Source organism: Streptomyces tubbatahanensis, assembly GCF_022699385.1.
Lineage (GTDB): Bacteria > Actinomycetota > Actinomycetes > Streptomycetales > Streptomycetaceae > Streptomyces > Streptomyces diacarni.
This window is the reverse complement of the sequence record NZ_CP093846.1, coordinates 853,915-865,573: the sequence shown is the minus strand read 5'-3', so window position 1 is coordinate 865,573 and position 11,659 is coordinate 853,915. Positions and strand designations below refer to the sequence as shown.

Sequence of the window (11,659 nt, the reverse complement as noted above, 5' to 3'; positions counted from 1 at the left end):
ACCCTTGCGGACGGGTGTTGCCTGGCCACGAACGGTGCGTGACGAGTGCGTAACAGGACCCCTCGACCGGTAAACGTCCTTTTCCCGTCATGTACGCGTACCGGTGGTGGCCGCCTGCCGGGCCAGCCGCCGCAGGGCCCACCCGCAGTGGTGCGCGTAGAGCCGCTGGAGCACCGGCACCAGCGGCCCGCCCACGCGCGTCCACCAGGTCGCCGGCCTGCTGTAGGCCCGTACGGTCAGCCAGACGCGTCCGTCCGCCGCGTGCTCGACCCAGAACGCCTCCTCGCCGCACTCGGGGTGCCCGGGGAGGGTGCCGTACGCCCACCCGGCGCGGCGCTCCTCATCGAGCGCCCACACCACCCGGCAGGGTCCTCGCACCCGCAGCCGTCCCACGCCCAGCCCGACCGTGACCTCCACCCCGGGCGCCGCCCGCTCGGCGTCCGCCCGCACGCGCACCCCCATCGCACGGTGCATCCGCCACTCCAGCAGGGCGCGCGAGGCCGCCGCGAAGACGGGCTCGCCTGCGCCCAGCAGGGTGCGCACGCACAGGCCGTTGAAGCCGGGAGGAGTCACCCCCTGTGCGGTGCGGCCGACGGGAGAGTAGGTGAAGGGGACGCCCATGTGCCCAGTCTCCCGCACCCGGGCGTCCCCCGAGGGACCTGGCGGCTACTGCCCCACCCTTCCCGGCTGGAGCACCTTGGTGAACAGCACGGCGCCGCCCTCCTCGCGCAGCCGCACGGTCAGTTCGCCGGTGGAGCCGTCGATGTCGACCTGCCCGAAGTACTGCCCGCCCTCGGTCGGCGGGGTGTTCGCCCGTGTCGGCGCCTTGACGAACTTCTGGTCGGGGCCGAAGGTGCCGTCCAGTTCGAGCGCGGCGAAGCCGCCCGCGTTCATCGGCCCTGACACGAACTCCCAGAACGGCGCGAAGTCCTTGAAGGCGGCCTTGTCCGGGTCGTACCGCTGGGCGCACGTGTAGTGCACGTCGGTGGTGAACCAGACCGTGCCGGTGATCCGGCGGTGCTTGATGTGCCGCAGCAGCTCGGCGATCTGCAGCTCGCGGCCCAGCGGGGCGCCCGGGTCGCCCTGCGCGACCGCCTCGTAGTCCGTCTTGCCGTCCGGGACGACGAGGCCCAGCGGCATGTCCGAGGCGATCACCTTCCAGGTGGCGTGGGAGCGCGAGAGCTCACGCTTGAGCCACTCCAGCTGCCGCTCGCCGAGGATGCCCTGCGCGTCGTCCGGCTGCCGTCCCGGCGAGTTGGCGTTGCGGTAGGCGCGCATGTCGAGGACGAAGACGTCGAGGAGCGGACCGTGCCGCACGACGCGGTGGACACGCCCGTCCTCGTCCCCCGGCCGCAGGGTGCCGAGGGGGAAGTACTCGCTGAACGCCCGCAGGGAGCGGGCCGCCAGTGTCGAGACGTCCTTGACCGTGTACCGGTCGTCGTCGAGGATCTCACCCGGATACCAGTTGTTGAGCACCTCGTGGTCGTCCCACTGCACGATCCACGGCACCTGCGCGTTGAAGTCGCGCAGCTTGCGGTCCAGCAGGTTGTAGCGGAAGTTGCCGCGGAACTCCGCCAGTGTCTCGGCGACCTTCGACTTCTCCTCGGTGGTGACGTTCCGCCACACACCGCCGTCCGGCAGCTCGACGCGCTCCTGGATGGGGGAGTCGGCGTAGATGGCGTCGCCGCTGTTGAGGAAGAAGTCCGGGTTCAGCGCGCGCATCTCGGCGAAGATGGGGTAGCCGCCGCGGTCGGGGTTGATGCCCCAGCCCTGTCCCGCCAGGTCGCCCGACCACAGGAACCGCACGTCCCGCCTGCGGTGGGGTGCGGTGCGGAAGGTGCCGTACACCGGCTCGCCGGTGCGCCGCGGATCGTCCGGGTCGGCCAGGGTCACCCGATAGTGGATTTGTTCTCCCGCCGGCAGTCCGTGGAGCGCCGTACGCCCTGTGAAGTCCGTGTCCGGGCCGACGAGCGGTCCGTGCCACCGCCGCGGGTTGCGGAACGTCTCGGTCGCCGACGTCTCCACCAGCATGCGTGCCCGGCGGTCCGAGCGCACCCACACGAGACCGGAGGAGGAGGTCACGTCCCCGGCCTGGACGCCCCAGTCGGCCGACGGGCGGCCGCGCCGGGCCTGCGCGGGCGCCGCCGCGCCCACCAGGGGGAGCGAGAGCGCGGCTGACGCGGCTGCCGTGCCGCGCAGTACCGCGCGGCGCCCGTGGGATCTGCCGGTGGTCGGATCGGCCTGTGCCATGGACGGACTCCTCGATGCGGTGAGATGTCTGACGGTCGCTGCCGCCTCGTCGGTCTCTCGTGCCGGTCGGATACGCCGGAGCAGGTGTCCGGGCGGCGCGTGCGGTGCCGGTTGTACCCCGCCCGGGTGCCGTGCACCCGGCGTCCCAGTGAACACCCGCCGTCACACTCGGCAGAAGGGGCCCGTCCCGAGTACGTACCGTCCGGCCGTTCCGATCGTCCTAGGATGCCGCTTCACGGACAACTGAGACCGCACGCCACACGCACGCCGTTCCCCGGCACGGGAGGCACGATGACCACCAGCCGAACGCCCGCACAACTGCGCGGGGAAAGGCGGGCGCAGGGCCTGGCCCCGCACGGGCCCGAGCGCGTCGCACGGGCGGAGGAACTGGTCGCGGCGGCCGAGGAGCTGCCGGGTCCTGACACGCGCGAGGGGCGCGCGGCGCTCGCGGAGGCGCTGCTGCATCTCGCCGCGAGCCGCGCGTTGGGCACCGGCGCGCGCGTGTGCGCCCCCCTGGTGGCCCGCGCGCTGGACCTGCAGGACGCACACCCGGACGCCTTCGACGAGGACGCCTGGTTCGCACTGCTGTGGTCGCTGCGCTGGGCCGTCGAGGACGTGCTCGGCGACCCCGCGGCCCCGGCGGCGGACGTCGAGGAGTGGCTGTCGGTGATGTCCCGCCGCCACGCGCGCGCGGGCCTGTCCCAGCGCGCCGTGCACGCGCGGGAGTTCATGGTGGCGCAGGACCTCGGCGACAGCCCCCGCGCCGTCCGCGCCTACGACGCCTGGCTGGAGGCCGAACGGGACGAGAGCGCCGACTGCGCGGGCTGCGAACTCGCCTGGCGCGGACAGGCCCACGCCGCGCGCGCCCAGCGGGCCGACGCCGTACGGGCGGGAGCGGGCGCGGCGGACGACGAGGCGGCGCTGCGGCTGTGGGAACCGGTACTGCGCGGCGACTACCCGTGCACGAGCCGCAGATCCACGCTGCTGGCCGACTCGCTGCCGCCGCTGCTGCGCCTCGGCAGGATCGAGGAGGCGCGCTCCCGGCACGTCGCCGGGTATCTCCTGGTGCGGGACGCGCCCGCCGCCGGCGGCGCTGCCCTCGCCCCCCACCTGGAGTTCTGCGCCCGTACAGGGAACGAGCCGCGCGGGCTGGAGATCCTCACCGAGCAGCAAGGCGCGCACCGGCGGCAGGACGGCGACCCGGCGGGGCACGGCGCCTGGATGGCCTCCGTCGCGCAGCTGACGCGGCGGCTGGTGGAACTCGGCCGCGGGGACCTGCCCGTGCCAGGTCCCGGGGGCCGCCCCCTCACGGCCGCCGCGCTGGAGGAGGAAGCCGCCTCGCTGGCCCTGGAGGCCGCCGCGCGCTTCGATGCGCGCGCCGCCTCGGAACACCACCGTGCGGCCGTCCGCGCCCGGCTCGCGCTGCGGCCGTGCGTGCGCCGTCTCCCGCTCGGAGTAGGCCCCGGCGCGCTGCCGCGGCCCGGGGCGCCGGCAGCGCCGGCCGCGCCCGACCCGCACGGGATGCTCGCCGAGGCACGCAGGCTGAGCGCACTCGGCCATCCCGCGGCGGCGACGGCGTGGGTGGCGGCCGACGACGCCGTCACCCGCGGCGGCGTGGAACTCGGCCAGGGCGAGCAGGCCGAAGTCCTCGACCACCTCGCCATGCTGCTCTCCCGCCGGGACCCGGCGGCGGGAGCGGCCCGCTTCACCGAGGCGGCGCGCCTGTTCGCCGGTGCGGGCCTGCCCGGCGAAGCCCTCGCCTGCCGGGCCCGCGCCGTCTTCTCCGCCTCCTTCGCGCCGGAGGGCACGCGCGTACCGCCTGAGCCCATCGGCGCGCTGTGCTCGGAGGCCAGGCGGCTGCACGCCGAAGGGAGCGTCGGCACCCGCCACGCCACCGCCGTCCTGCTGACGGGGGCCAGGATGCGGGCGCGCGAACTGGGCCCGTGGGCGGACGGCGACGAGGAGGACGGCACGCCCTTCGACGCCGCCCGGGGCGCGCCCGACGCACTCGGCCCGGCGGCGGACGCGCTCGACGCCGAGCTGGCCGACCTGATCGCCCTGGCGGAACCCGACCGCGCGGCGCCGGGGGTGCGCGCCCGTATCGCCGAGGCCACCGAGACCCGCGGCCGTCTGGCCGCACAGCGCGGCGCGCCCGCCAGGGCGGCGGAACTGCTCACGGCGGCGGCCGGGCTCTTCCACGAGGACGGGCGCCCCTGGGCCGCCACCGGCCCCGAACTCGCGCTCGCCCGCCTGCTCATGGACACGGGAGACCACAAGCGCGCCGACGAGGTGCTGTCCGGCGCCCTGGAGGAGGACCGCACCGAGGGCCGCGCGGCCCGCACCGCGCACGACCGCGCCCGTCTCCACCTGCTGCACGCCGACGTGCACGCCGCGCAGGGGCTCCTGACCGACGAGGCCGCTTCCCTGCGGTACGCGGTGCACGAGTTCAGGGTGGCGGGGGAGGGGGACGTGCCCCGCGCCATGCTCCGCCTCGGCGGCTGCCTGCTCGCTCTGGAGGAGACGGACGAGGCCGCTGCCGTGCTGGTCGGCGCCTTGGACGGGCTGCTGGAAGCCGCCGACGAGACGGGCATCGTCCAGGCGTGCGTCTGGCTCGGCCACGCCAGCGGCAGGCCCGAACAGCTGCGGGAGGCCGCCGGGTTGCTGCGCCGGGCGGCTCTCGGGCCGCAGCCGTGGCAGGACCGGCACGGGCGCGCCGTCGTCACCCACCTGGCCGCCGACACCCACAGGGCCGGGCACAGGTTCGCGGAGGCGGAGGAGCTGTACGCGGGTGCCGAGGAGCTGTGGCGCGCGTTGGGGGACCACCACGCGGTCATCCGTACGCTCCACGCCCGCGCCTGGCTGGCGAGGGAGTCGGGCGCGCAGGTGGGGGAGTCGCTGCGCCGCATGGACGCGGCGCAGGAGGAGATCGCCGCGGTGCTGCGCCGCCAGGAGGCGGAGCTCGACGAGGAGCAGCGGCTCCGCCTGCGGCTCGAGGTCGGGCACACCTTCCGGCAGACCGCCGAGTTGCTCATCGAGCCGGTTCCGCTCCCGCTTGTGCTCTCCGGTGAGCAGGGGGAGGCGGCGCTGGCGTGCTACGTGCAGGGCATCACGTACGCCGACCGTGCCGTGGAAGCCTTCCGGGCGTGCGGCGAGGCGGGGTTGCACGAGGCGACCGGCGCGGAGCTGCGGGCGGCCGGGCTCGAAGCCGACCTGGGACGCTACGAGGCCGCCGTCGTCCGGCTCACCCGGGTACGCGCCACCTACCCGGAGGGCACGCCCGATCCGCACGGCACCGTCACCGAGCGCATGAGTGAGGCGAGCGCGCTGGAGGTGCGGATCGAGAACGCGCTGAGCTGACGTCCGGGATGCCCCTCGGGGGGCGCGGCGTGGCGTGCGGCAGGCGCCTGGCGGCGGTGGGCGCCGCTTCTTCCGTGGGTTTGGGACAAGTTTCAACGACCGGGTGCATGGCAGCAGCAGGCACATCCGTACGATCGTCCGCGGCTCCCGAGGAGCCCCCACCCCCCACGATGAACGAGCGTCACGAGCACAGCCAAGAAAGAAGGACGATCAGTATGGGCCTCGGAACCCTTCTACGGAGAAGGCCGAAGCAGGCCGACCGAGGTGGGTGGATGGCCGGGCTCCCGGCCGACGCCGGGTTCGCCGTGCTGCAGATCACCGACCCGGTCGGTGAGCCGCTGCCGAATGCCGAGATCACTCTGACGTCCAGCGAGACGGGTCGCCGCATGGTCAGAACGACCAGCGACCCCTACGGCCTCGTCACGGCCGCACTGCCACACGGTACGTACGCTGTCATGGCCACGCTGGAAGGCTTGCAGCCTGCCCACCGCACTCTCGACGTCATCGCGGGCACCCGGCCCGCGCCGCAGAGCATCCAGCTGCTGTCGGGTCAGACCCCCGAGCTGCCGCAGCCCGGAGTCTGGCTCATCGACCCGCCGCACACGGCGATCCGCTTCGTCGCGCGGCACGTCGGCATGGCCAACGTGCACGGCAGGTTCACCCGCTTCGAGGGCGGGATACGCGTCGCCGAACAGGTCGAGGACAGCTATCTGGAGATCAGCATCGAGGCGGCGAGCATCGCCACGGGCAACAGGTCCCGGGACGACCATCTGCGCTCAGCGGACTTCCTGGACGTCGAGCGCCACCCCTACCTGCACTTCGCGAGCAACCGGTTCATCCACCGCTCGGGCTCCAAGTGGACGGTGCAGGGCACGCTCACGCTGCACGGCGTCAGCCGCACCGTGAGCCTGGACACCAACTACCTGGGCGCGGTCAACGGCGGATACGGCGAGGAACTGCGGTGCGCCGCCCGGGCCACCGCCGAACTCCACCGTGAGGACTACACCCTCAACTGGCGCAACATGCTGGCCCGCGGAATCGCCATCGTCGGCCCCACGGTCCAGTTGGAGATGGACGTGCAGGCCATGTACCGCACGCACGACACCCCGACACCGCCGCAGTGATGAGGCGGTGACCGCCGCACCCCGCGACCGGGCCCGCCGCCGGGTCGGGTCGCGGGGTGCGGCCGCCGGTCACGGCCCCTCGGGCAGGCCGGGGCCGGCTGCCCGGGCCGTGTCCGTCACGACGCGGGCGACGGCCGCCGGGTCGTCGTTCATCGGCACGTGTCCGCAGCCGCGCAGCCGCACCAGACGGGCGCCCGGAATCGTGTGCTTGGCCCGTACGCCCTGGCGGCGCAGCAGCAGCCTGTCGCGGTCGCCCCAGCCGATCGTCACCGGTATGTCCGCGATGTCGTGAGTGAAGCGCGAACCGGGGCGCCGCCCCTCCGCGAGGACCGGAGCGAAGCCGCTCCCCTGCCGCAGCGCGCGGGTCTCGGCCACCACGGAGTCGGGTGAACGCCGGCCGGGACGGGCGTAGATGGTGCTGGTGAGCGCGGCACGTCCCGCGGCGGAGTGAGCCACGGGACCGAGCAGCGCGTCCGGCAGTGCCCGCGCCCCCGCGCGCATCCCGCGCAGCACCGAGAAGGCGTACAGCCGCTCCGGCGTGGTGTAGAAGCCGGCGGGGGACAGCGCGGTCACCGACCGCGCGTGGCCGTGCAGGCCCAGCTCCAGCGCCAGCAGCCCGCCCAGCGAGTTGCCCACCACGTGCGGGCGTTCGACGCCCAGCGCCGCACACGTGAGGGCCAGCAGCGGCACGATGTCGGCGATCCCGTAGGAGAGGCCTTCGGGCAGTCCGGGCGAGGCGCCGAACCCCGGCAGGTCGAGCGCGATCACGTCGTGGCTTCCCGCGAGGACGGTGAGCACGGGTTCCCACGCCTGCCAGTGGTGGCCTATGCCGTGCAGCAGGAGCATCGGTTCGCCCTGTCCGCGCCGCTCGTAGGCGACCTCGAAGGCGGGGAGACCGGGCGGGGAGACCTGGAGGGTGGAGGCGGAGACGCGGGCGGGTGTCTGGGGGGTGAAGACGGCGGGCATGACCACTCCTGGTTCCTGTGGCGCGGGGCGCTGCGGCAGGTTGACACGATGTCAGCAAGAAACCCGGCACGGAAGCCCCGCGCGGCACAGCGGCCGCGCCGCAGGTGGCCTGAGGACCAGGTGAGCGCGGACACGACAGAGTTCTGCCACGGACACCGCCCCGCGCTCTCCGGCCTGGCCTACCGCGTGCTCGGGCGCGCAGCCGACGCCGGGGACGCCTGGGACGCGGGAACGCCGAGAACGCCGAGAACGCCGAGAACGCCGAGAACGCCGAGAACGTCGAGAACGCCGAGAACGTCGAGAACGCCGTAAACACCGCGCGGGAGGCTGGCTGCGCGTGACGGTGCCCGCGAGAGCGCGGCGACCGCGGGCCGGGACAGGCGCGGCGAGCCGCCGCGGGTCACAGGCCGCCCGCGACCCGCAGTACGGCCCCCGAGGTGTAGGACGCCTCGGGGGACAGCAGCCAGGCGACGGCGTCGGCGATCTCCTCGGGTTCGCCGGGGCGTCCCGCCGGTGTGATCGCCGCTTTCTTCCAGGCCCGGTCGGGATCCCCCATCGCGGCGTGCATCCCGGTCAGCACGGAGCCCGGCTGCACGCAGTTGACCCGTACGCCCTCGCCGGTGAACTCCTTGGCCAGGCCCACCGTCATCGCGTCGACCGCCGCCTTCGAGGCGGCGTAGTGCACGTACTCGCCAGGAGAGCCGAGTGTGGCGGCGCAGGAGGAGACGTTCACGATGGCGCCGCCCTGCCCGCCGTGCGCGGTCGACATCTCGCGCAGCGCCCGGCGGGCGCACAGCAGCGCACCCGTCACGTTGACGTCCACGACCCGGCGCATCACCTCGGGCGCCGTCTCGGTGAAGCGGCCCAGCGGCCCGGAGACCCCCGCGTTGTTGACCAGCCCCGTGACCGGTCCGAGCGCGGAGCGCACCGTGTCGAAGAGGCCGTCGACCGCCTCGGCGTCGCTGGTGTCCACCCTCGCGGTGACCGCGTCGCCGCCGGCCGCCCGTACCGCCTCCGCCGTGCGGGCGGCCGCCTCCTCGTCGTGGACGTAGCCGATGCCCACGTGGTGCCCCGCGCGGGCGAGCCGCAGCGCCGTTGCGGCGCCGATGCCCCGGCTTCCGCCCGTGACGACGGTGACGCGCTGGGAGGCGGGTGGGTCGGGGCGGGGCATGGGCTCCTCCGGGGGCGGGGGGCGAGACGAGACGTCTGATCGATGATCGATCATTTCAGCGTCCCGGTGGCTCCGCAAGGCCCTGCCGGGCGGCGCGGGCACCGCCGCCACCGCACCGCGTCGATTGGTCTTGACCAAGGGTGGGGGCCGTCCTATCGTCAGGGACATACGCAAGGGCCTTTAAAAAACAAGGACACATAAACACCGCCACACCGCCCGCTGGGCGAACGGGGATTGCGGAGGCAAGGGTGGGGACCACGCAGCTGGAGACGGTGCCGGAGCCCAAGTACTGGCACCTGAAGACGGTGCTGTCCGAAGCGCTCGACTCCGAGTTCGCGGTCGGCGAGATCCTGCCGAACGAACGCGAGCTGGCCGCCCGCTTCGGCGTCGCCCGCGCGACGCTCCGACAGGCGCTGGAGCAGCTCGAACTGGAGGGCCGCCTCCAGCGCCGCCGCGGCGTCGGCACGACGGTCGCGCCGCCTCGGGTCGGCGTGGACGTCGGCTCGGAGAGCGGCCCCCACACCTGGCCGGGCGCCCCGGGCGACGCCTGGCACACCGATGACCACGCCTGCGTGGCAGCCCCCTCGACCGTGGCGCAGCTCCTCGACGTGGACACCGAAGCGCCCGTGCACGCGGTGCGGCGCAGCCGGATGACCGGCGGCCAGCAGGTGGCGTCCGAGATCCTGTACGTCCCCGCCGACACGGTGCCCGCCGTCCCCACGGACGCGGAAGGCGCCGAGGGCGCGGGCGGCACGACGCACCCCACGGCCCGCGCGCGCACCGTCCTGCGCGCACTCCACCAGTGCGAGCTGGGCGGGCAGGACCGTACCGTCGAGCTCGGTTCCGCGCGCGCCGACGACGCGCGCCGTCTGGACCGACTGCCCGGCGCGCCGGTGCTCGTGGTCACCACGCGCTACCTCGTCGACGGCCGCACGGCGGCGGTCTCCCTCGCCACCTACCGGGCCGACACCTGCCGGCTGTCGTTCAGCGACGGCGACGCGATGTCCCTGATGGCGAGCTGACCCGGACCCACCCGCAGGCGGCTCCGGCTAGTGGGCCTCTTCCGGCTCGTCCAGCGTGAACAGTTCGTTCTCCGCGCGGTCCAGGGCGACCCGCAGCGCCCCCGTCGCCACGGCCGTCTCTCCCAGGTGCGAGAGGGCCACGCGCGGCGGCCGCAGGCAGTAGCGCGCCAACTCGGCGCGCAGCGGGTCCAGCACGCCGTCCAGGCCCGAGGCCCAGCCCCCCACCACCAGCAGCTCGGGATCGAGTGCCAGCACGAGCGCCGCCACGTCGTGGACCAGGCGGGCGAGGAAGCGGTCCATGGCGCGCCGCGCCTGGTCGTCGCCCCCCTTGGCCTGCGCGAACACCCGTGCCACGGCCGCCTCGTCGAGCGGGTGCAGCGGCTCGTCCGTGGTGGACAGCAGCCGCTCCGGCGTCGCCTCCCTGCCCAGCAGGTGCAGCGCGCCGATCTCCCCGGCCGCGCCGCCGAAGCCGCGGTGCAGCCGTCCGCCGATCAGCGACCCCGCGCCGGGGCTCAGCCCGGCGAGCACCATCACCACGTCGTCCACGCCGCGCGCGGCGCCCTTCCAGTGCTCGGCCAGCGCCGCGGCGTTCGCGTCGTTCTCCACCAGCACGGGGCAGCTGAACGAGCGCCGCAGCCGCTCACCGAGTGCCAGACCCGTCCAGCCGGGCAGCGCCGTGCCCAGGTGCACCGTCCCGTCGGCCTCCACGATGCCCGGGGTGCCGACCCCGACCGCGCGCAGCGTCTCCCGCGCGGTGCCGGTGCGGCGCAGCAGCTCGGCGAGGGTGGCCCGGCACTTCTCCAGCCGCACGTCGGCCGGTGCCGTCTCGGCGATCTCCCGGGTCAGGGACCCCAGGATGCGGCCCGTCAGGTCCGAGAGCACAGCGGCCACCCGGTGCGGGCCGATCTCCAGCCCCAGCAGGTGGCCCGCCTCGGCCCGGAAGCGGAACCGCCGCGCGGGGCGGCCGCGCCGCGCCGTGCCGCGCGGCTGCTCCGGGTCGTCCTCGGCCTCGGCCACCAGGCCCGCCGCGATGAGGTCTTCCACCACGCCCTCGACCGTGGGGCGCGACAGCCCGCTCGCGTGCACCAGTTCGGTGAGGGTCAGCGCCGTCGGCGTCGCCGGTCCGCGCAGCGCCCGCAGCACGACCGTGGAATTGATCCGCCGCAGCAGGGACGGATCCCGTCCGCTCAGACCGCTCACGCTCCCGCCTCCCTGCCTGTGCGCGTGGGGCGGATCGTAACCGCTCCCGGCGATCACGGCGAGTGGCGCGGGTACCCCGCCCGCGGGGGCCGCGTACCCGCGAGCGGAAGAGCCGCCCAACCGGCTGTCGGTACCGGAAGGTTGACTGGTCGCATGCACCTCGCGCACCATCTCGCAGCTGTGGAGCGTCTGCATGTGGTCCCCGGCGCCCACCTGATCACCTTGCGCACGGCTGCCGTCGATCCCGAAGGCGACCCCGTGGAGGCCCTGGAGGCCGAGCGGGAGATCCGTGCCGAGCGCGAGTCCCTGGTCGCGCTGCTGTCCGCGAGGTGGGGAGCTGCCCGGACCCTCGACTTGGGGCCGCACCTGCTGGCGGCGGCCGACGGCGCCGAGCTGCCCGAACCGGAGCGCGGCCTGTGCTGGCACGTCGCCGAGCTGGCTTTCTGGACGGTGCGCGGGCGCTGGTGCGGCGTGGGCGTGGCCCGTCGAAGTCCCGAGGCGCCGCACCGACTGCTCGCGGCCGTCGCCGAGCACGGCAGGCCGGTACCTCACGAGCCCGGATGACCTCC

At 74.6% G+C, this 11,659-nt stretch carries 9 protein-coding genes; 4 read left to right on the top strand and 5 right to left on the bottom strand.

Annotation, left to right across the window (positions count from 1 at the left end; genetic code table 11):
- Positions 1-87: 87 nt before the first annotated feature.
- Both MMF93_RS03700 and MMF93_RS03695 read right to left on the bottom strand, forming a co-directional pair.
- On the bottom strand, positions 88-621 hold the full coding sequence (locus MMF93_RS03700; protein WP_242749498.1) for a DUF1990 family protein: 534 nt from the start codon (positions 619-621) through the stop codon (positions 88-90).
- 45 nt (positions 622-666) lie between these two features.
- Positions 667-2,250 (bottom strand): alkaline phosphatase D family protein, encoded by a 1,584-nt coding sequence (locus MMF93_RS03695; protein ID WP_242749496.1) that lies wholly within the window; start codon positions 2,248-2,250, stop codon positions 667-669.
- Between the two features lie 291 nt (positions 2,251-2,541).
- Here MMF93_RS03695 and MMF93_RS03690 point away from each other — a divergent pair, with 291 nt between their 5' ends.
- On the top strand, positions 2,542-5,607 hold the full coding sequence (locus tag MMF93_RS03690; protein WP_242749494.1) for a hypothetical protein: 3,066 nt from the start codon (positions 2,542-2,544) through the stop codon (positions 5,605-5,607).
- 215 nt (positions 5,608-5,822) lie between these two features.
- Entirely contained in the window at positions 5,823-6,731 is a 909-nt protein-coding gene (locus MMF93_RS03685) for a YceI family protein (protein WP_423835343.1), read from the top strand.
- A 69-nt stretch (positions 6,732-6,800) separates the two neighbouring features.
- Here the strand turns inward: MMF93_RS03685 and MMF93_RS03680 are convergent, their stop codons facing one another.
- Entirely contained in the window at positions 6,801-7,697 is an 897-nt protein-coding gene (locus MMF93_RS03680) for an alpha/beta fold hydrolase (protein WP_242749490.1), read from the bottom strand.
- A gap of 400 nt (positions 7,698-8,097) precedes the next feature.
- The gene (locus tag MMF93_RS03675) at positions 8,098-8,868 is read right to left on the bottom strand and encodes an SDR family oxidoreductase (RefSeq protein ID WP_242749488.1); all 771 of its coding nucleotides are present in this window, start codon (positions 8,866-8,868) and stop codon (positions 8,098-8,100) included.
- Between the two features lie 248 nt (positions 8,869-9,116).
- Here MMF93_RS03675 and MMF93_RS03670 point away from each other — a divergent pair, with 248 nt between their 5' ends.
- Positions 9,117-9,890 carry a GntR family transcriptional regulator gene (locus MMF93_RS03670; RefSeq protein ID WP_242749486.1) on the top strand — a complete coding sequence of 258 codons (774 nt, stop codon included), beginning with the start codon at positions 9,117-9,119 and terminating at the stop codon, positions 9,888-9,890.
- A 27-nt stretch (positions 9,891-9,917) separates the two neighbouring features.
- On the opposite strand, the gene MMF93_RS03665 is transcribed toward MMF93_RS03670, so the two are convergent.
- Positions 9,918-11,090, bottom strand: coding sequence for an ROK family protein (locus tag MMF93_RS03665; protein WP_242749484.1), 1,173 nt, complete (start codon positions 11,088-11,090; stop codon positions 9,918-9,920).
- Between the two features lie 153 nt (positions 11,091-11,243).
- Between MMF93_RS03665 and MMF93_RS03660 the strand changes: the two genes are divergently transcribed.
- A complete protein-coding gene (locus tag MMF93_RS03660; RefSeq protein WP_242749482.1) occupies positions 11,244-11,654 on the top strand; it encodes a hypothetical protein in 411 nt (136 codons plus the stop codon).
- Positions 11,655-11,659 lie beyond the last annotated feature (5 nt).

Excerpts from the sequence above, each read along its gene's own strand:
- MMF93_RS03660 (WP_242749482.1), top strand. The coding sequence starts at position 11,244 with ATGCACCTCGCGCACCATCTCGCAGCTGTGGAGCGTCTGCATGTGGTC.
- MMF93_RS03700 (WP_242749498.1), bottom strand. The coding sequence starts at position 621 with ATGGGCGTCCCCTTCACCTACTCTCCCGTCGGCCGCACCGCACAGGGG.
- MMF93_RS03675 (WP_242749488.1), bottom strand. The coding sequence starts at position 8,868 with ATGCCCCGCCCCGACCCACCCGCCTCCCAGCGCGTCACCGTCGTCACG.
- MMF93_RS03690 (WP_242749494.1), top strand. The coding sequence starts at position 2,542 with ATGACCACCAGCCGAACGCCCGCACAACTGCGCGGGGAAAGGCGGGCG.
- MMF93_RS03680 (WP_242749490.1), bottom strand. The coding sequence starts at position 7,697 with ATGCCCGCCGTCTTCACCCCCCAGACACCCGCCCGCGTCTCCGCCTCC.
- MMF93_RS03685 (WP_423835343.1), top strand. The coding sequence starts at position 5,823 with ATGGGCCTCGGAACCCTTCTACGGAGAAGGCCGAAGCAGGCCGACCGA.
- MMF93_RS03695 (WP_242749496.1), bottom strand. The coding sequence starts at position 2,250 with ATGGCACAGGCCGATCCGACCACCGGCAGATCCCACGGGCGCCGCGCG.